The 19551-nt window shown below is 65.6% G+C and carries 18 protein-coding genes; 10 read left to right on the forward strand and 8 right to left on the reverse strand.

The features are described from left to right. Window positions 1–10: 10 nt before the first annotated feature. The 3 genes from V474_RS05170 to V474_RS05180 all read right to left on the reverse strand — a co-directional run bounded on the left by V474_RS05170 (window position 11) and on the right by V474_RS05180 (window position 3606). A complete protein-coding gene (locus V474_RS05170; RefSeq protein ID WP_059150406.1) occupies window positions 11–652 on the reverse strand; it encodes an XrtA/PEP-CTERM system exopolysaccharide export protein in 642 nt (213 codons plus the stop codon). A 186-nt stretch (window positions 653–838) separates the two neighbouring features. After that, on the reverse strand, window positions 839–2071 hold the full coding sequence (locus V474_RS05175; protein WP_059150407.1) for a pyridoxal-dependent decarboxylase, exosortase A system-associated: 1233 nt from the start codon (window positions 2069–2071) through the stop codon (window positions 839–841). Next, window positions 2068–3606: an acyl-CoA ligase (AMP-forming), exosortase A system-associated gene (locus tag V474_RS05180; protein ID WP_059150408.1), complete on the reverse strand. Its 1539-nt coding sequence runs from the start codon at window positions 3604–3606 to the stop codon at window positions 2068–2070. Before V474_RS05180 ends, V474_RS05175 begins: the two co-directional genes overlap by 4 nt. Here V474_RS05180 and V474_RS05185 point away from each other — a divergent pair. From V474_RS05185 to V474_RS05200, 4 genes are read left to right on the forward strand one after another with little or no spacing between them, the layout of a single operon-like run. Continuing rightward, window positions 3581–4651: a GNAT family N-acetyltransferase gene (locus V474_RS05185; RefSeq protein WP_059150792.1), complete on the forward strand. Its 1071-nt coding sequence runs from the start codon at window positions 3581–3583 to the stop codon at window positions 4649–4651. The genes V474_RS05180 and V474_RS05185 overlap by 26 nt on opposite strands. A 37-nt stretch (window positions 4652–4688) precedes the next feature. After that, the gene (locus V474_RS05190; RefSeq protein WP_043972638.1) at window positions 4689–4949 is read left to right on the forward strand and encodes an acyl carrier protein; all 261 of its coding nucleotides are present in this window, start codon (window positions 4689–4691) and stop codon (window positions 4947–4949) included. Between the two features lie 13 nt (window positions 4950–4962). Continuing rightward, window positions 4963–5637: an alpha/beta hydrolase family protein gene (locus V474_RS05195; RefSeq protein ID WP_059150409.1), complete on the forward strand. Its 675-nt coding sequence runs from the start codon at window positions 4963–4965 to the stop codon at window positions 5635–5637. Beyond that, the gene (locus tag V474_RS05200; RefSeq protein ID WP_059150410.1) at window positions 5634–6410 is read left to right on the forward strand and encodes a hydrolase 1, exosortase A system-associated; all 777 of its coding nucleotides are present in this window, start codon (window positions 5634–5636) and stop codon (window positions 6408–6410) included. The genes V474_RS05195 and V474_RS05200 overlap by 4 nt, the downstream gene beginning before the upstream one ends. 204 nt (window positions 6411–6614) lie before the next feature. Here V474_RS05200 and trxB read toward each other — a convergent pair whose 3' ends face one another. Then, a complete protein-coding gene (gene trxB / locus V474_RS05205) occupies window positions 6615–7586 on the reverse strand; it encodes a thioredoxin-disulfide reductase (protein WP_059150411.1) in 972 nt (323 codons plus the stop codon). 174 nt (window positions 7587–7760) lie between these two features. On the opposite strand from trxB, the gene V474_RS05210 reads away from it, so the two are divergent. Next, window positions 7761–8633 carry an alpha/beta fold hydrolase gene (locus V474_RS05210; RefSeq protein ID WP_059150412.1) on the forward strand — a complete coding sequence of 291 codons (873 nt, stop codon included), beginning with the start codon at window positions 7761–7763 and terminating at the stop codon, window positions 8631–8633. Window positions 8634–8826: 193 nt separating this feature from the next. Here V474_RS05210 and V474_RS05215 read toward each other — a convergent pair whose 3' ends face one another. Continuing rightward, the gene (locus tag V474_RS05215; protein ID WP_059150413.1) at window positions 8827–9033 is read right to left on the reverse strand and encodes a hypothetical protein; all 207 of its coding nucleotides are present in this window, start codon (window positions 9031–9033) and stop codon (window positions 8827–8829) included. 542 nt (window positions 9034–9575) lie between these two features. Between V474_RS05215 and V474_RS05220 the strand changes: the two genes are divergently transcribed. The 4 genes from V474_RS05220 (at window position 9576) to V474_RS05235 (ending at window position 12200) form a co-directional block, all read left to right on the forward strand. Further along, the gene (locus V474_RS05220) at window positions 9576–9956 is read left to right on the forward strand and encodes a winged helix-turn-helix domain-containing protein (protein ID WP_059150414.1); all 381 of its coding nucleotides are present in this window, start codon (window positions 9576–9578) and stop codon (window positions 9954–9956) included. Window positions 9957–10059: 103 nt separating this feature from the next. Further along, window positions 10060–10842: a molybdate ABC transporter substrate-binding protein gene (gene modA / locus V474_RS05225; RefSeq protein ID WP_059150415.1), complete on the forward strand. Its 783-nt coding sequence runs from the start codon at window positions 10060–10062 to the stop codon at window positions 10840–10842. A 7-nt stretch (window positions 10843–10849) separates the two neighbouring features. Then, complete coding sequence (gene modB, locus V474_RS05230; protein WP_236710694.1) at window positions 10850–11566, forward strand: molybdate ABC transporter permease subunit; 717 nt, start codon at window positions 10850–10852, stop codon at window positions 11564–11566. Continuing rightward, window positions 11556–12200, forward strand: a complete 645-nt coding sequence (locus tag V474_RS05235; protein ID WP_059150416.1) for a molybdenum ABC transporter ATP-binding protein — start codon at window positions 11556–11558, stop codon at window positions 12198–12200. The genes modB and V474_RS05235 overlap by 11 nt, the downstream gene beginning before the upstream one ends. A 67-nt stretch (window positions 12201–12267) precedes the next feature. Here V474_RS05235 and V474_RS05240 read toward each other — a convergent pair whose 3' ends face one another. From V474_RS05240 to V474_RS05250, 3 genes are all read right to left on the reverse strand, one after another. Continuing rightward, a complete protein-coding gene (locus V474_RS05240; protein WP_059150417.1) occupies window positions 12268–13425 on the reverse strand; it encodes an acyl-CoA dehydrogenase family protein in 1158 nt (385 codons plus the stop codon). Between the two features lie 97 nt (window positions 13426–13522). Continuing rightward, window positions 13523–15046 carry an MFS transporter gene (locus tag V474_RS05245; RefSeq protein ID WP_059150418.1) on the reverse strand — a complete coding sequence of 508 codons (1524 nt, stop codon included), beginning with the start codon at window positions 15044–15046 and terminating at the stop codon, window positions 13523–13525. Window positions 15047–15257: 211 nt separating this feature from the next. Further along, the gene (locus V474_RS05250) at window positions 15258–16310 is read right to left on the reverse strand and encodes a LacI family DNA-binding transcriptional regulator (protein WP_059150419.1); all 1053 of its coding nucleotides are present in this window, start codon (window positions 16308–16310) and stop codon (window positions 15258–15260) included. Between the two features lie 293 nt (window positions 16311–16603). On the opposite strand from V474_RS05250, the gene V474_RS05255 reads away from it, so the two are divergent. Beyond that, a complete protein-coding gene (locus V474_RS05255) occupies window positions 16604–19399 on the forward strand; it encodes a TonB-dependent receptor (protein WP_236710697.1) in 2796 nt (931 codons plus the stop codon). The last annotated feature ends 152 nt before the right edge of the window (window positions 19400–19551 follow it).

Genomic DNA, 19551 nt, shown 5'->3' on the forward strand with positions numbered 1-19551 from the left:
ATCCGGCCTCTTAGAACATGCTCTCGGGGATGATGATCACGTCGCCCGGGCTCAGCATGACATTGGCCTTGCTGTCACCCTTTTTGAGCAGATCGCCCAGCTTCAGGTCGTATTCCTTTTGCGTGCCGCTCGCCTTGTCGAAGCGGATCAGGCGCGCCTTGTTACCTGCCGCATATTCGGACAGGCCGCCAACCGCAATCATCGCGTCAAGCACGGTCATGTTCGCGCGGTACGGGATCGAGGCCGGCTTCTCGGTCGCGCCGACGATGCGGATCTGCTGGCTGAACGTGCCGGAGAACCCGTCGACGATGACAGAAACCAGCGGGTCCTCGATATATTGCGAGAGCTGGAGGCGGATGTCCTCGGCCAGCATCGAGGGCGTCTTGCCCACGGCCGGCATGTCGGTGATGAGCGGTGTGGTGATGCGCCCATCGGGCCGCACCTGCACTTTCGCGCCCAGTTCAGGGTTGCGCCAGACGAACACGGTCAGTTGGTCCAGCGGGCCGATGATATATTCCTCGCCCGGCCCTTCCTGCATCGACACGAAGGATGCAGGCGGCAACTGCGACCCGGAAGTAGAGGCGCATCCCGTCAGGGCGACGCTGGCAAGCGTGGAACCAGCCAGGAGTCGGGTGAGGCGGCGATGCGGCATGGAGACTTCCCTGTATGCGCCTGCCTGCATCCCGTGCGCGAAGGCAAAGGGCAGGACTTGGCAAAATCCGGTGTCCGGTATCGGTTGAAAGGGTGAATATTGCGTTAGCCTTGACGGGCTAATTAAATGCGGTCCCATAACGGGACGGAGCGAAAACAAGGGTTAACGCCCGTTTCCTCCGTCCCGTTATGCCTGGACGAGCATTTCCGCCGCCGGTCCCTGCCCCAGGAACATCGCGGGGCTGGCGCTGGCGCCGTAGGCCCCGGCGCAGAACACCGCGATCAGATCGCCCACATCGGCGCGCGGAAAACCGCCTTTGTCGGCCAGCTTGTCGAGCGGCGTACACAGGCACCCCACGATCGAGGCTTCTTCCTCCACCCCGGCGCCAAAGCGCGTGGCGATGGCCGAAGGATAGTTGCGCCGCACCACCGTGCCGAAATTGCCCGAGGCTGCAAGCTGGTGATGCAGCCCGCCGTCCGTGACGAGAAACACCTCGCCGTGGCTGATCTTGCGGTCGACGATCCGCGCGAGATAGACCCCCGCCTCGCCCACCAGATAGCGGCCCAGTTCGATGCAGAACTCGGTTTCGCGCAGGACTTCGGGGAGCGATTCCATCTGCTGCGCCAATAGCTGCCCAACCAGCGGCAGATCGACCGGCGTGTCACCGGGGAAGTAGGGAATGCCAAGGCCCCCGCCCAGATTGCAATGCGGCAGCGGCGCGCCGCTTTCCTGTGCCAGCTGCGCCGCCAGAGCGAGCGCCTGCGCCTGCGTCTCGGCGATGGCCTCCGCTCCCAGCGCCTGGCTGCCCGCGAAGATGTGAAAACCGCGCCACTCCGCGCCGCTTTCGATCACCGTGCGGACCAGCGCCGGCACCCGTTCGGCATCGATGCCAAAGGGCTTGGCGCCGCCGCCCATTTTCATGCCAGACCCCTTGAGGTCGAAGCTGGGATTGACCCGGATCGCCAGACGCGGCGTTTTGCCGAGGCGCTCACCGATGGCGATGGCGCGGGCGGCCTCGCCCTCCGATTCGAGGTTCAGGGTGACCCCTGCCAGAATCGCCGCTTCCAGTTCGGCATCGCGCTTGCCGGGACCGGCGAAGCTGACCTTGGCCAGCGGCAGACCCGCCCCCCGCACGATCTCCAGTTCCCCGCCCGAGGCGATGTCGAATCCGTCGACCAGCCCCGCCATCAGCGCCAGCAGCGGCGGATAGGGATTGGCCTTCACCGCATAGTGCAGCGCCACCCGCTGCGGCAGCGCGGCGCGAAGCTCGGCCACCCGGCGGCGCACGTGATCGGCGCTGTAGACGAACAGCGGCGTTGCGCCGGCCTCCTCGACCCAATGGGTGACAGGGCGCCCGCCGATGGCAAGAACACCATCGATGGCGTCGTACCCGGCCGGGATCGGACCAAGCGCTTTCACGCGGCCGTCTCCGCCGAAATCTGGGCGGCAAGGCCGGTCCGGTCGATCTTGCCGTTCGGCCCGATCGGCATCGCATCGCGCCAGTGGATCACTTTGGGCTGCATGAAATTCGGTAGTTCCTGCATGAGCTTGCGGGGCAATTCCTCCGATGCATCGAGGCTTGATGGCGCCGCCCTTACGACGAGGTGCACCGCCTGTCCAAGCCGCTCGTCAGCCACGCCCAGCGCCACCGCCTCGGCGACGAGGCCGGTGCCCAGCGCTGCTTCCTCGATCTCCTGCGGGGAGATGCGGTTGCCCGCGCTCTTTATCATCGCATCGCGCCGGCCGACGAAATAGAGCAGGCCATCGGCGGCCCGCTTCACCCGGTCCCCCGACCACACCGCGATCCCGCCATAGCGCGAAGCCGCGGGCGCAGGCCTGTACCGCTCGGCGGTACGCGCGGCGTCCTGCCAGTACCCTTGCGCGACCAGCGGCCCGCAGTGCACCAGCTCACCCTCCTGTCCATCCTCAGCAACCTCGCCCAAGTCGTTGATCACGAGGATTTCGGCATGAGGGATCGCCTTGCCCATCGAGGTCGGATGGCTATCGACAAGGTCCGGGTCGAGATAGGTCGAGCGGAACGCCTCGGTCAGTCCGTACATGGGAAACAGCCGCGCCTGCGGGAACAGCGCGCGCAGGCGGCGGACCAGATCGACCGTCAGCGCGCCGCCGCTATTGGTCAGGCGCCGCAGCTTCGCCGCCGTTTCTGCCGGCCAGTCCAGTTCGCAGACCTGCACCCACAACGGCGGCACGGCGGCAAGCGTGGTGACCCCGTGCCGCCCCGCCGCCTTCACGACATCGCGCGGCATCAGGTAGTCGAGCGGGATCACGCAGCCGCCCGCAAACCACGTAGAGAGCAGCTGGTTCTGCCCGTAATCGAACGAAAGCGGCAGCACCGCCAGCGTCCGGTCATCCGCCGCAAGGCCCAGATAATCGGCGACACTTTGCGCCCCCAGCCACATGTTGGCATGGCTCAGCATCACCCCCTTGGGCCGCCCGGTGGAGCCGCTGGTATAAAGGATCGCGGCAAGGTCATCCGGGTCCGCCTCGGACGGCAGCATATCGCCGCCCAGATCGGCGGCGGTCTGCAATGCCTCCCCCTCGCCCAGCAGGCGGCAGCCGCCGGGCACGTCGGCCGCGTTCAGCGTCGACAGCCTTGCGGGCGTGGCGATCAGCAGCACAGACCCGCTATCGCCCAGAATATGCGCGACCTGCGCGTGCTTGAGCAGCGGATTGACCGGCACATGCACCAGCCCCGCCCGCGCCGCCGCCAGCGGCATGAGGCAGGTCAGTTCGCCCTTTGCGGCCCAGGTGGCGACACGCGCGCCTTTTTCGGGCACCTCGCGGGCCAGCCAAGCAGCCAGGCGTGAGACACGCGATCTTAAGTCCTTCCAACTAAGCACGCCTTCACGCAGTACCAGAGCATCGCCGTCATCGTGCCCGCGCAGGGCCAGATGGTCGAGCGGCAGGATGGATTGTTCAAGACTGCCGGGCATATGCAAGGAAAGGCTCCGCGAGGACGTGGTGAAGGTCGATTATCACTCTGATCTTAAGGAAGTGCAATCGGATGGCCAGCTTGCGCAGGCGCTGTCCGAAACGCACCAGAGCGCGCCCTTCGACCGGCTGGCGTGGTGGCAGGGGCTGTCGCAGCATTGCGGGCTGACACCGCTGCTGGCGGTAGCGCGCGGGACTGATGATGCCCTTGCCGTGCTGCCGCTGGCCGGAAAGGCAGGCCACCTGACCGCGCTGTCCAACTGGTACACCTTCCGGTTCCGCCCGATTCTGGTGGGTGCGGGCGCGCCGCTGGATGCGCTGGCGGCAAGTCTGAAATCGCGCGCGCATCGCATAACCCTCTCCCACGTCCCCGACGAGGACGGCAGCGCCTCCGCGCTCGAAACCGCGTTCCGCAAGGCTGGGTGGCTGGTCCTTCGCGAGGTTTGCGACACCAACCGCATCCTGCCGCTGGAAGGACGCTCCTGCGACGCATATCTGGCTGCCCGCCCCGGCAAACTGCGCACCACCCTGAAGCGCAAATCGGGCAAGGTGGCCACACAGATCCTCACCGAATTCGACGGCGAGGCTTGGGCGCAGTACGAATCGATATACGCCGAAAGCTGGAAGCCCGAGGAAGGATCTCCCGATTTCCTGCGCGCATTTGCCCGCGCCGAAGGCGCGGCGGGCCGCCTCAGACTGGCCCTCGCCCACGACGCGGCAGACCCGCAAGGCCCCGCCATCGCCGCCCAGATGTGGACGGTGGAGGGAGGCACCGCCTTCATCCACAAGCTGGCTCACCGCGAGGCAGCCCGCCCCCTCTCGCCCGGCTCCGTGCTCACCGCCGCCCTGATGCGCCGCGTGATCGACGTCGACCGGGTAACGCTGGTCGATTTCGGCACCGGCGACGATCCCTACAAGCAGGATTGGATGGAACAGCGACGCGCACGCTACCGGCTGGACATGTTTCGCCCGTTTTCTCCGCGAAACTGGCCCGTTCTCGCCCGGATCGGCCTGCGCGGTCTTGCCGCAGGTGCGAAGCGCGGCTAGACGCCGCCCGTTAATAATGAGACTGCGCCGAGGGGCCATGCCAGACGAAACCGACCTGCTGCTGCGCCGCATCCTGACGGATGTGCTGGGCCTAAAGCCCGGCCAGGCCGATGCATTCGATGCCGATACCGGCCTGTTCGGCCACTTGCCCGAACTCGATTCGATGGCGGTGGCCGGCCTGCTCACCGAACTGGAAGACCGCCTCGACATCATGATCGAGGACGACGAGATCGACGGCGAGATGCTGGAGACCTACGGCGGCCTGCTTGCTTTCGCCGAGGCGAAGCGCGGCTCCTGATGGGCATGTGCCGATGACCCCGTCGAGCTGGCCCTGCCCGCTCCCCGGTGGCGGCACTTGCGAGGAATTCGCGCTCCAGTTCGACGCGGGTCGCAGCGTGCGCCTGCTCGTCGTCCCGGCGCTGTTCGACGAAGGCAACCGGATGCGGCGCTTCACCGTAGAGGTGATGCGCCGGCTGGACGCGGCCGGAATCGACAGTTTCCTGCCCGATTTTCCAGGCTGCAACGAAAGCCTGCAGGCGCTGGAAGCACAGGACCCGACCGACTGGCTGGACGCCATGACGGCAGCGGCCCGGCACTTCAACGCCGGTCACGTTCTGGGCATTCGCGGCGGCTGCCTGTTCACCCCGCAGCGCCTGCCCGCCTTTCACTACGCCCCGGTCAAGGCCGCCTCGATCCTGCGCCAGATGGTGCGCGCCCGCATCCTCGCCTCGCGTGAGGCGGGCCGCGAGGAGAACCGCGAACAGCTGGCACAAATCGCGCTGGCGGACGGGATTGCCCTGGCCGGCTATTCACTTGGCGCCGATTTCTACCGCCAGTTCGAACCGATGACGGCGGATGACGATGCCGTGATCGTCGCACAGGACCGGCTGGGCGGCAGCGGCCTGTGGCTGCGCGCCGAACCTGACGAGAACGCCGCTCAGGCAGATGCGCTGGCGGCGATCCTTGCTTCGGCGCTTGCATCATGAGCCGGCGGCATTTCACGTTCCTGTGCGGCGGCGACGGCCTTGTCGCTACGCTGGATCCGGCGCCGGGACGCACCGCGCTGCTCATCGTCTCGGGCGGCAACGAAGTGCGCGCAGGAGCATGGAACGGGCAGGCCCGCTTCGCCGCGCGGATCGCCGGGCAAGGCTTTCCAGTCCTGCGCTTCGACCGGCGCGGCGTGGGTGACAGCGAGGGGGTCAACGCAGGTTTCCGCTCCAGCGCCGACGACCTCGCCGCAGCGGCCCGCGCCTTGCGCGCGCAGTGCCCGCAGGTCGACCGCGTGGTGGGGCTGGGCAACTGCGACGCCGCCAGCGCGCTGATGCTGGCACAGGGCGCGGGGCTGGACGCTCTGGTGCTGTCGAACCCCTGGACCATCGAGGACGACGCCGAGGAAGCGCCTGCCGAAGTGGTGCGCGATCACTACCGCCGCCGTCTCGCCGATCCGGCGGCGATCAAAAGGTTGCTGACCGGGCAGGTCTCGCTGGCGAAACTGGCGCGCAGCCTTGTCTCGGCAATGCGCCCCGCCCCTGCCGCACCCGATGGACTGGCCGCGCAGATGGCGCAGGGCATCGCCGGGTTCGCAGGCGACATCCGCTTTCTCGTCGCTGGGCGGGACCGCACCGGGCTGGCCTTCCTCTCACGCTGGGACAAGGCGGATGCGCGTATCCGCACCTGCGCGGGCGCAACGCACAGCTACGTCGAACCCGAAGCGCAGGACTGGCTGGTGGAGCAGGTTCTGGAAGTGCTGCGCGGCTGAGGCCGGGTATGCCGATGGGCCTTCGACACGCTCAGGCTGAGCGGACCTGAGCACTACCGCCGCAATCTCCTCCGACCCGCTCGATTCCGCTCAGGCTGAGCCTGTCGAAGCCCGTTCAAGCTGAGCTTGTCGAAGGCCGCTCGCACCGTGTGATCCCGCGCGATGTAAGCACGGCGGAGAGGCCCCCCCTCCGCCGCTCCCGTATCAGCCTTGCACCGTCTCGGTGACGCGCTCGAATTCCTTCTCGGCGAGATAGCGCTCGGCATCCAGCGCGGCCATGCAGCCCATTCCCGCAGCGGTGATCGCCTGACGGTACACGTGATCCGAAACGTCACCGGCTGCGAACACGCCCGGAACGTCGGTCTTGGGCGTGCCCGGCTCGACCAGCAGGTAACCGGTCTCGTCCATCGCCAGCTTGCCCTTGAACAATTCGGTCGCAGGCGCGTGGCCGATAGCGACGAAAGCGCCGTCGGTGAGGATTTCGCTCTGCTCGCCGGTCACGGTGTCAATCAGCGCCAGCGCGCGAAGACCGCCGTCATCGCCGGGCATGAAACGGTCGACGCGCTGGTTCCACACAACCTTGATCTTGGGATGCGCGAACAGGCGGTCCTGCAGGATCTTCTCGGCCCGCAGCGTATCGCGGCGGTGGATCAGGGTCACGTCGTCGGAGTGGTTGGTGAGGTACAGCGCTTCCTCGACCGCGGTGTTGCCGCCGCCGATCACGACCACCTTCTTGCCCCGGTAGAAGAACCCGTCGCAGGTGGCGCAGGCCGAAACGCCCTTGCCCGAAAGCTCCTGCTCGCCCGGAACGCCCAGCCACTGCGCCTGCGCGCCGGTGGCGATGACCAGGGTTTCGCCTTCATAGATATCGCCGCCGTCGCCCACGGCAACGAAAGTATCGCCCGAAATATCGACCGAGGTGATCGTGTCCCACATCATGCGCGTGCCGACGTGGACCGCCTGGGCCTCCATCTCCTGCATCAGCCAGGGGCCCTGGATGACCTCTCGGAAACCGGGGTAGTTCTCAACATCGGTGGTGATGGTCAGCTGGCCGCCGGGCTGCAGGCCCTGCACCACGATCGGCGCCATCCCGGCGCGCGCAGCGTAGATGGCGGCGGAAAGCCCGGCAGGGCCGGAGCCGATGATGAGCATACGGGTCTTGTGCGTGGTCGCCATGTGGCTGTCTCCGGCGTGAATTCGTTGCCCGCGAGATAGGGGTTCAAGCACTGGTTTGCCAAGCATTGGCGTGCCCAAGCATTTATTTCATCCCCGCAAATGAGAGCTTGCCAGTCCCGCCGGGCAAACATTGGCCAATTGACCTTGCCCCTGCCCCGCCCCAATTGATGGCGCATGGAATCATTGCTTGGCCCGACCTCGAACCGTTTCGTCTCGCAGCGCCTGCGCCTGAACTACGTCGACTGGGGCAACGCGGATGCGCCCTTGCTGATCCTCCAGCACGGCGGGCGCGACCATTGCCGCAGCTGGGACTGGGTGGCCGAGGAACTGCGCCGCGACTGGCACGTCATCTGCCCGGACCTGCGCGGTCACGGCGACAGCGAGTGGTCGCCCGAGGGGCACTACGGCATGGACGCCTTCGTTTACGACTTCGCGCAGCTGGTTCACACGCTGGGGCAGGACAAGGTGACGATCATCGCCCATTCGCTGGGCGGCAACATCGCCACACGCTACACCGGCCTGTATCCCGAGAAAGTGGCCAAGTTCGTCAACATCGAAGGCCTGGGCCCGCCGCCCGGCCTGCGCCGCGAATCCGAAATCAATGCAAGCGACCGCCTGCGCCAGTGGGTGGAGGACAAGCGCAAGGCCTCGGCCCGCACGGTACGCAAATACGCCACCTTGCGCGATGCCTACCAGCGCATGAAGGAGGAAAACACCTTCCTCACCGACGAGCAGGCTCGCCACCTCACCGTCCACGGCGCCAGCCGCAACGAGGACGGCACCTGGAGCTGGAAGTTCGACAATTACCTCAACGTCTGGTCAGCCTCGGACCTGCCGACGGACCAGATCGTCGCGCTTTGGGAAGCCATCGCCTGTCCGGTACTGATGCTGTGGGGCAAGGACAGCTTCGCCGCCAGCCCGGCAGGTGACGGTCGGATGGACTATTTTCCTACCGCCAAACTGATTGAATATGACGATGCAGGGCACTGGCTGCACCACGATCAGTTCGGTCGGTTCATGGCCGATGTGCGGGAGTTCCTGGGCTAACGGACCAGTCCCGCCCGGCAAACGGTCAGACGCGGCGCGCTACAGGGATTTCCAAAGAGGACAGGCCTGAAAAAGGCGGCCCGAAGGCCGCCTCAGTTCAGGTCAACGTCACCATCAAATGGTGATCTAACGCCGAAATGGACGGCAATTCATGCCCGCCATTCCGGAAACAACGCTGCGCGATACTGACCGTTCAGGCCAGCAGGAAGTAACCCAGCGCAGCCCAACATGCCATGCATAGCAAAATCGCGATGATGAGCCCGCGACCGTCATGCTCTTCCTCGCCGCTGCGCATCCGCTGGGCGGCATAGACCATCCCGGCAGGGATGCGCGCCGAGAAGTTCCGAGTGCGTTCCGAAAAACTCTCGAAGCGGATAATGTTTTCGTCTGCGACCTTCATCACCTGATCCTCAATTGCCGAGACGGTTTCAAAAGCGCTTCTTCGCCCATACCGTCCTGATCAATCCCACGGGCTGCACCTATTGGCGTCAGATCCCAGTTCGCTTGTTGCGATGGTTATACCAAAATCGGACACATTATTCCAGAATATCCCGAATGGCTCACATGCTTTTAATTTTCAGACAGAATGTGCAATCATAATATTTTATTGGGTAATTTTCGGTCTTTACTGCGAAATTTTTGTTGATCGCATCATCCAGTCATTTTGCATTGCAAAACGTCGGGTCAAGTTGGTTTTGCTCAACTTTGCAATCGTTGCCGGTCGCTCACCTCCAAATTCTGCCGCAGGGCAGCAGTAAACCGGCCAGTCGACGGTGCGCTGCAACACAAAGTGCGCGCAGGCGGCGCCCCGGCACATGCAAGAGGGCAGCGCCGATATGGTTGAACCACGCGCCGAAGTGATTCGCGAGACCGCATCCTGGCTTTCGCCGCTGGCGGCGGCCTGCCCTTGCCGCCGGACCGGAGCCATTCTACGCTGCGTCAATGACGACAGCGCCCAGCCTCAAGATCAAGATTCAGATCCATTGTGGCAGCGAAATCGCCATGGGGCCTGGCAAGGCGGATCTGCTTGACTCGATCTGCGAACATGGCTCGATCTCGGCCGCTGCACGGACCATGGGCATGAGCTACCGCCGGGCGTGGCTGCTTGTCGATGTCATGAACCGCTGCTGGAACGGCCCTTTGGTGCACACCTCACCCGGGCGCTCGGCCAGCAGCGGGGCGCGGCTCACCGAACTTGGTGGCAAGGTGCTGGCCCATTACCGCGCCTTGCAGGACGGCATCGCCGATGCATCTCGCGGGACGGACTACGACGCCCTCGCCGGGCGCCTGCTATCTGAGCCACGCGCCAGCCAGAAGGACTGAAGGCGGGCACTTGCTCCGCCCCCCCCTGTCCGCCTTGCCCGATACTTTGCAAACGCGGGCCCGCGATATACTGTCAGATACAGTACCCCTTGGAGACTTTAGAATGCGCAAGTACCTCGCCATCTTGTTGACGGCGTTTCTCGCGGTGCTCGCCGCGCTGCTGCCTGTGGCGACCATGGCCGCACCGCAGAAACAGGCGCCGCTGGTGCTTGCCGCCGCCAGTCTGCAGGAATCGATGAACGCCGCCGCCGATGCCTGGAAGGCAAAGGGCCATCCGCGTCCGCGCATTTCCTTCGCCGGTTCATCCGCCCTGGCACGTCAGATCGCCTCTGGCGCGCCTGCCGACCTGTTCGTTTCGGCGGACGAACCCTGGATGAACGACGTTCAGTCCAAGGGACTTCTGCGCAAGGGCACACGCATTTCATTCCTGCGCAATTCGCTGGTGCTGATCGCCCCGCGCGCCAGCACGGTACGCCTGCGCATCGCGGCGAACATGCCGCTCTCCCGCACGCTGGGCACCGGACGCCTCGCCATCGCCGACCCGGCCGGCGTGCCGGCTGGGGTCTATGCCAAACAGTCGCTCACCAAGCTGGGCGTGTGGAATTCGGTGCAGACCCAGCTTGCGCCGGGTGAAAGTGTGCGCGCCGCGCTGGCGCTGGTCAGCCGGGGCGCGGCGCCGCTGGGCGTGGTCTACGCCACCGATGCCCGCGCCGATCCGGGCGTGCGCGTCGTCGGCGTGTTCCCCGAAAACAGCCACGACCCGATCAGCTACCCGGTCGCCCTCATCGCCTCTTCACGCAATCCCGAAGCCGATGCATTCCGCCGCTACCTGATCTCCGCAGAAGGCAAGGCGGTGTTCCGCCGCTTCGGGTTCGGGACGAAATAGACAGGCCGTGTATTCCCTGGCCCCTGGATGGCTTTCCCCGGCGGAGTGGGAGGTTCTCATCCTCTCGCTAAAAGTCAGCGGCGTTGCGATCGTGGCAGCGCTGCCGGCGTCCTTTGCGCTCGCGTGGGTACTGGCCCGGTGGCGCTTTCCGGGCAAAGTGCTGGTCGACGCACTGGTCCACCTGCCGCTGGTTCTGCCGCCGGTGGTGACCGGGTGGCTGCTGCTGATCGCCTTCAGTCCCAATGCGCCGCTGGGCGGTTTTCTGGAGCGGACTTTCGGCGTAACCTTCCTGTTCCGCTGGACGGGCGCCGCGCTGGCTGCGGCGGTGATGGCGCTGCCATTGATGGTGCGGGCGATGCGGCTTTCGCTGGAAGCTGTCGACCGGCGGCTGGAAAACGCCGCACGCACGCTGGGAGCCGGACCATGGCGCACCTTCGCCACCGTCACCCTGCCGCTATCGGCTAACGGAATCCTTGCCGCGCTGGTCCTTGGCCTCGCCCGTTCGGTGGGGGAATTCGGCGCCACGATCACTTTTGCCTCCAATATTCCCGGCGAAACGCAGACCCTGCCGCTGGCCATCTACAGCGCCCTGCAGATGCCGGGCTCGGACATACAGGTCGCGCGGCTGGCAGGGCTGTCGGTGCTGCTGTCGGTGGGCGCGCTGGTGCTGTCGGAGTGGCTGGCGCGGCGTAGCGGACAGGAAAAGGGGCGCCATGTCCTCTGACGCTCCCGCCTTCGAAATCTCCGTCACCCTGAAGCGCGGGCGACCGCGGCTGACCTACGAGTTCACCGCAGGCCCCGGCCTGACCGCACTGTTCGGCCCCTCCGGCGCGGGCAAGACCAGCCTGCTCGATGCGGTGGCCGGCCTTGCCCGCCCTGCACAGGGGCGCATCGCCGTCTCCGGCACGGTGCTTTACGACCGCGCGGCGCGTATCGACCTCAAGCCGGAGCAGCGGCGCTGCGGCTACGTGTTTCAGGATCTGCGGCTGTTTCCCCACCATACGGTGCGCGATAACTTGCGGTACGGCTGGAAGCTGGCGGAGGCGCGGCGGCGCTCGCTGGGCTGGGACGATACGCTGGACCTGCTGGGGATCGCCCCCTTGCTGGACCGGATGCCCGCGACGCTCTCGGGCGGCGAGGCGCAGCGTGTCGCCATCGGACGCGCGCTGCTATCCGGCCCGGCATTCCTGCTGATGGACGAACCGCTCGCCTCGGTCGACGCCGCCCGGCGCGGCGAGATCCTCGGCCTGATCGAGCGTATCCGCAGCGACCTGAAACTGCCGATACTCTACGTCAGCCACGACCGTGCCGAAGTCGAACGCCTCGCCGACCGGATCATCCCGATCCCCGCGCCCTGACCCCCAGGCCAGGCGCGGGGATCGCCTTCAGGCACTTCGCGCCGGTTACGCAGAGGATTACGGCAGGTCAGACCGCGCCGATCAGTTCACGCCCGATAAGCATTCGGCGGATTTCGTTGGTGCCCGCCCCGATATCCAGCAGCTTGGCATCGCGCAGGTAGCGCTCCACCGGCCAGTCCTTGGTATAGCCCGCACCGCCCAGCGCCTGCACCGCCTCGCCCGAGACGCGAAAAGCGTTCTCGCTCGCCAGCAGGATCGCTCCGGCCGCGTCGAAACGGGTTGTCTGCCCGGCATCGCAGGCGCGCGCCACGGCATAGACATAGGCCCGCGCCGATTGCAGCGCGACGTACATGTCCGCGACCTTGGCCTGCATCAGCTGGAATGCGCCGATCGGCTTGCCGAACTGCTTGCGCTCGCGAAGATAGGGGATGACCGTGTCGAGACATGCCTGCATGATGCCCAGCTGCAGGCCCGAAAGCACCACGCGCTCATAATCCAGCCCGCTCATCAGTACGCCGACACCGCCATGCAGCGGGCCCATGACGTTCTCTTCGGGCACGAAGCAATCGTCGAATACCAGTTCGCAGGTGGGTGAGCCGCGCATGCCCATCTTGTCGATCTTCTGCCCGATCGAGAACCCGGCCATGCCTTTTTCGATCAGGAACGCGGTGATGCCTTTGGAGCCTTCGCCGGTCTTGGCGTAGACCACCAGGGTATCGGCGCAGGTGCCGTTGGTGATCCAGAACTTGGTGCCGTTGAGCTGGAATCCGCCCGAAACGCTTTCCGCCTTCAGCTTCATGCCGACCACGTCCGAACCCGCGCCCACTTCCGACATGGCAAGGCTGCCCACCTGCTCGCCCGAGATCAGGCCGGGCAGATACCTGGCCTTCTGCGCGTCGGTGCCCCAGCGGCGGATCTGGTTGACGCACAGGTTGGAGTGGGCGCCGTAGGACAGGCCGACCGATGCCGAGGCCCGGCTCACTTCCTCAACCGCGATGACGTGTTCGAGATAGCCCAGGCCGATGCCGCCCCACTCTTCCTCGACGGTCATGCCGTGCAGTCCCAGTGCGCCCATTTCGGGCCAGAGGTCGCGCGGGAACCAGTCCTCGGCGTCGACCTTCGCGGCCAGCGGCGCGATCCGCTCGTCCGCGAAACGGGCCACGGTATCGCGGATCATCAGGGCGCTTTCGCCAAGCGCAAAATCGAAATCGGGGGTGGCGCGCATGTCTTTTGACCCTTTCGCTGAGTGCCTCTCTTGAAACGCCCTTAGCGCAAGATCGATGCTCCGCGAAGATGGATTATTTCTTGTCTCAACGCATTTATTACTGCGCCGTCTCGCCTATCCGCAGCGATGCCAGCGCCGCGACCAGCAGTGTGCCTGCGGCGAAAGCCATCGTCCAGATCGGCTCACCGGGGAAGAAGGCCTTCATGATCGAGCCCATGACCGTCGCCACCAGAAGCTGCGGTAGCACCACGAAGACGTTGAACAGGCCCATGTAGATGCCCAGCTTCGCCTGCGGCAGGCTGCTGGCGAGGATGGCATAAGGCATCGCAAGGATCGAGGCCCAGGCGATGCCGATGCCGATCTCGCACGCCAGCAGCGCCTGGGGATCACGCAGCAGCAGGAAGCCTGCGAACCCGGCCGCGCCTGCAACAAGGCACAGCGCATGGGTCTTCGCCTTGCCCAGCCGCGCGGACAGCAGCGGCAGCAGCGCCAGAGCGGCGACGGCCGCAACGCCGTTGTAGACCGAGAACAGCACACCCACCCAGTTGCCCGCCTCCTGATAGGCCGCGCTGGCCGGGTCAGCCGAGCCGAAGTGGTACTGCGCCACGACCGGCGTCGTGTTGATCCACATGATGAACAGCGCCGACCAGCTGAAGAACTGCACAAACGCCAGCCGCTTCATCAGCGGCGGCATCCCGGCAAAGTCGCCAACGATCCCGGCCAGCATCGAGGCACTGCGCCCGGCGCGCGCAAGGCGGATCGCCAGCATCGTCGCCGCGCCGTACCCGGCCAAGAGGCCCGCGAGAAGGTAGACTTCCTTTTCCAGCCCCCACGTCCAGACCAGCAGCGCCGTGACCAGACCGGCGGCGATCCAGGCAAGGCCGCCCGTCATGCTGCGTGCGGCGAGCGCAGCGGCGGATGCACCGTCATCATGATCGGCCTTGCCGTCGAACGCCGCCTGTTCCTCGGGCGAATATTCGCGGGTGGTCAGCACGGTCCACAGCACGGCGGCCAGCAGCGCGATGCCGCCGGCCCAGAAGCTGTAGCGCACGGTATCGGGAATGCCGCCCAATTCCGCGCTGTTGGAGACGCCAAGATGCTCCAGAACATAAGGAAACAGCGATCCGACCACCGCGCCCGCGCCGATGAAGGCGGTCTGCACCGCGTAGCCGGCGGTATGCTGGTCGCGGCGCAGCATATCGCCCACGAAGGCGCGGAACGGCTCCATCGAGACATTGAGGCTGGCGTCCAGCATCCACAGCAGCATCGCCGCCATCAGCAGGCCGGAGCCCGATCCCCCGCTTTCGGGCATGAGCAGCAATGCGGCGGCCGCCAGAACGGCCCCGGCAAGGAAGTAGGGCCGGCGCCGTCCCAGCCGCCCCAGCCACGTCCGGTCGGACATGTGGCCGACGATGGGCTGCACCAGCAGGCCGGTTAGCGGCGCTGCCACCCATAGCGCGGGCAAGTCGTCGATCCCGGAACCGAGCGACTGGAAGACGCGGCTCATATTGGCGTTCTGCAGCGCGAAGCCGATCTGGATGCCGAAGAAACCGAAGCTGATGTTCCACAGGCCGGCCCAGCCCTGGCGCGGCTTTTCCTGAATTGCGGCGTGGTCTTGCATCGCGTCCCTTCCCGTTCCTCGCAGACTTTCGCCGCGTCAGAGGCAGTCGCTGCGACTGGCATGTCCGGTGCGAGGCGACAACATGCATACGAATGCTTGCCCTGCTGGCGTACCGGTTGCGGCCAGCCTTCGACAAGCCCAGGCTGAGCGGTGTTGGGCATGTGCGAAGATACGTCCGGTATGGAGGTAGCCGCTGTGGATCGAGTTCCGCTCAGCCCGAGCTTGTCGAAGGCCCCGCCGTACTGCCCCTCACCACCAGCTTCGCATCCAGCGTACCGGCTGGCGCATCGCCGTCCTCGATCTGCGCGGCAAGCGTTTCGACCAGGACTTCGCCCGCGCGCTTGAGGTCCTGCATGATCGTGGTCAGCGGCGGATTGGTCATGCTGGCAGCGGGCAGATCGTCGAAGCCCATCACCGCCACGTCGCCGGGGATCGACAGGCCCGCCTCGGCCAAGGCGCGCATGGCGCCCACGGCGATCGTATCGCTGGCCGCGAAAACGGCGTCGAAGGCCGCGCCCTTGGCGATCAGTGCGGCCATCGCGGCGTGGCCCCGGTCCTCAAGGTTCACGGCATTGCATTGCAGGCGTGGGTCCGGCGCGATACCGGCGGCCTCCAGCGCCTCGCACAGGCCGCGGTAACGGTCGGCGAACTCGGGGTAGTGCTCGTCCGCCTGGCCAAGAAAAGCGATGCGGCGGCGGCCGAGGCCCAGCAGGTGCTCACCCGCCATGCGGCCTGCCCCCACGTTGTCAGACCCCACCGTGGCGCCGATGTTGGCCTCGTCCACGCTGCCCCAGCGCACGAAATGCGTGCCCTGCCCCACCAGTTGGCGCAGGCGGCTTTCATAGACCTTGTAGTCCCCGTAGCCGAGCAGGATCAGGCCATCGGCGCGGTGGCTGTCCTGGTAGCGAACGTGCCAGTCGTCCTCCAGCTTCTGGAACGAGATCAGCAGGTCCAGCCCGCGCGTCGCACAGCTGCGCGTGATCGCGCCGAGCATGGCGAGGAAGAACGGGTTGATCTTGGAATCGTCGGGCATCTGTTCTTCGAAGAACAGCAGCGCGATCGTGTTCGACCGCTGCGAGCGCAGCGACGATGCGTTCTTGTCGACCGAATAGTTCAGCTCGCGCGCGATGGCCTCGATCCGGGCGCGGGTTTCGGCGCTGACCGACTTTGCCCCTCGCAGCGCCCTGCTTACCGTCGGCTGGGACACTCCGGCGCGGTAGGCGATGTCGAAACTGGTCGGTCGGTTGCTAGGCTTGCGTCCCATCTTGCCATCTCTTTGCCATCGGCCATCAGCGATGCTGCACTGCAACAGAGCAGGATCGCTTCCTCTCCAGGATGCCGGTATTCCTACACTTACGAACAAATCCGTGCGTTGCATAGAAGCAACGCACGTCGCTATGCGGCATCTGCGTATACGTATGCCCTATTATGCGCTGCGCAGTCTCATCTTAAGCAAAGGGGGTAGATGGAGTCGCGGCAGCAATGTGCGGGCTCCAAATTGGGCGGTGCCGGTCGCCACGTACAGTTTTCCGGTGGGGACAGGAGAGGGACACCCAAATGCAGCTTCGTAAGCCAATTTCCGCCGTCGGGACTTCGTCCTGCATGGCCATCGCCGCCGTGCTGGTCGCAGCCGCCCTGCCCGCCGCCGCGCAGGCGCAGGACGCCGAAGCACCCGTCGCCGACGAAACCGCAGCCGACCAGGGCGCCATCGTCGTCACCGGCTTTCGCGCCAGCCTCCAGAACGCGATCAACAAGAAGCGCAACGCCGAGCAGATCGTGGAATCGGTCTCGGCCGAGGACATCGGCAAATTGCCGGATGCATCCATCGCGGAATCGATCGCGCGCCTGCCCGGTCTGACCTCGCAGCGCGTCAACGGCCGGTCCAACTCGATCGCCATTCGCGGCTTCTCGCCGGACTTCTCGACCACGCTGCTGAACGGCCGCGAACAGACCTCCACCGGTGACAACCGCGCGGTGGAATACGATCAGTATCCGTCCGAGGTCGTCAGCGCCGTCAACGTCTACAAGACGCCGATGGCCAGCCTCGTCGGTCAGGGCCTTTCGGGCACGGTCGACATGCGGACGATCCGCCCGCTCGATACGGGCAAGCGCATCATCACGGTGGGCGCGCGCGGTTCCTACGCCGATCTGGGCAAGCTGAACGCCGGGTCCACCGACAAGGGTTACCGCGTCAACGCGATGTACGTCGACCAGTTCGCGAACGACACGCTCGGCATCGCACTGGGCGCCAGCTACACCAACGAGCCTTACCAGGTTAAGGAGTACAATGCCTGGGGTTACTCCGATCTCGCCAATGGCGACCGGGTGATCGGCGGCGCGAAGGCGATGGTAACCTCCACCAAGCTGAAGCGTCTGGGCTTCAACGGCACGCTGCAATGGCGCCCGACGCCGAACCTGACGAGCACGCTCGACGCGTTCTACTCCAACTTCAAGGACGACCAGATCAAGCGCGGCGTCGAGATGCCGCTGGCGATGGACCCCGACACCGCCGTGCTCACCCCCGGCACGGTCGAGAACGCCCTGGTCACCTCGGGCGAGTTCTCCGGCGTCAAGTCGCTGGTGCGCAACGACCTGTTCCAGCGCCACGCCAAGCTCTATTCGTTCGGCTGGAACACCAAGTGGGAAGGCGACGACGGCTGGAACGCCTTCTTCGACGTCAGCTATTCCAAGACCGACCGCAATGAACTGTCGATCGAGACGACCGCCGGCACCGGCCGCAACACGGACGGCGCTTACGACACGATCGGCTTCAACACCGGCACCAAGGGTTCCACGTTCACACACGGGCTGGATTACGGCAACTACGACACGATCCTGCTGACCAGCCCGCAAGGCTGGGGCGGCACCCAGATCGCGCCCGACGGCACCGCCATTCGCAATGGCCAGGACGGCTACTACAACAACCGCCGCATCAAGGACGAACTCTGGCAGTTCCGCACCGAAGTCGAGCATGAGTTCGAAAGCGGACCGCTGCACTCGTTCCAGTTCGGCATGAACTACACCAACCGTTCCAAGACGCTGGTGCCCGAGGAATACTTCCTTGGCCTTGCCGCCAATACCGATGGCCTGACCAGCGTTGCGGTGCCCGAACAGTACCGCAAGGGCACGACCGATCTCGGCTATGCCGGTCTCGGCTCGGTCATCAGCTATGATCCGGCCGCACTTGTGCGCGACGGCATCTACAACCGCGTCGCGAACCCCTACGGGGACGTGGTGGTCAAGAGCTACGCGATCCGCGAGCGGCTGATGACGGCTTATCTTCAGGGCAATCTCGACACCGACGTCGGCTCTGCCCACCTGACCGGCAACTTCGGCGTCCAGGCGCAGTGGACCGACCAGAACTCGCGCGGAGCCAGCGCCGTGCTGCTCGGCACCAACGCCAACGGTTCGCCCAATGTCGGCGCCTTGGCGCGCAACGAGAGCACCGACTATCTCGACGTGCTGCCCAGCCTCAACCTGTCGCTGCGCTTCCCCGGCGAATTCGTAATCCGCTTTGCCGCCGCGCGCGAGATCATCCGCCCGCGCCTCGACGACATGCGCGCCTCGGAAAGCTTCAGCTACCTGCTGACCGAGGACGCCAACGGCGCGCCCGTGGCGCAGGTCAGCGGGACGTCGGGCAACCCGGCCCTGCGTCCGTGGCGCGCCAACGCGCTTGACCTGACCTTCGAGAAGTACTTCGCCAGCAAGGGCTACATCGCCGCGCAGTTCTTCTGGAAGGAACTGAAAAGCTACGTCTACAACCAGGATATCCTGGTCCCCACCAGCAGCCTCTCGCTCGCCCCGGCGGACGACGACGTGCCCTTCGCGGACACCGCGCTCATCAACGTGCCGATCAACGGCAAGGGCGGCAAGCTCTACGGCGTGGAGATCGCCACCACCCTGCCGTTCGACGCTTTCGTATCAGCGTTGGAAGGCTTCGGTGTCACAGGCTCGGTCGCCTATACCAAGAGCAAGATCCAGCCCTCGCCGGGCGAAGCGGCCAGCGCTCTGCCGGGCTATTCGAAGTGGGTCGCCAATGGCACCGCCTACTTCGAGAAGGCCGGGTTCAACGCCCGTGGTTCAGTGCGCTATCGCTCCACCTTCCTGGGTGAAGTCTCCGGCTTCGCCGCCAACCGCGTGCGCCGCCGCGCCGCTTCGGAAACGATCGTGGACGCTCAGATCGGCTACGATTTCCAGCCGGGCAGCGCACTGGAAGGCCTGTCGCTCTACATCCAGGGCCAGAACCTGACCGACGCGCCTTTCGTCACCACCAACCCGGGCGATACCCGCGAGGTCATCGATTACCAGACCTACGGCCGCCGTTTCCTGGCCGGTTTCACGTACAAGTTCTAACCCCCCCGGCGCGGCAGGAGATCCTCCTCCTCATCTGCCGCGCCACATGGGCGGAGCCGGGAAGTTACCCTCCCTCCCCGGTTCCGCCTATCTCCCGAATGCTGCACATTCGGCGGGAATATGCGGGCACAATGCCGGCCAATGCGAAGGAC

It is taken from the genome of Novosphingobium barchaimii LL02 (assembly GCF_001046635.1).
GTDB lineage: Bacteria > Pseudomonadota > Alphaproteobacteria > Sphingomonadales > Sphingomonadaceae > Novosphingobium > Novosphingobium barchaimii.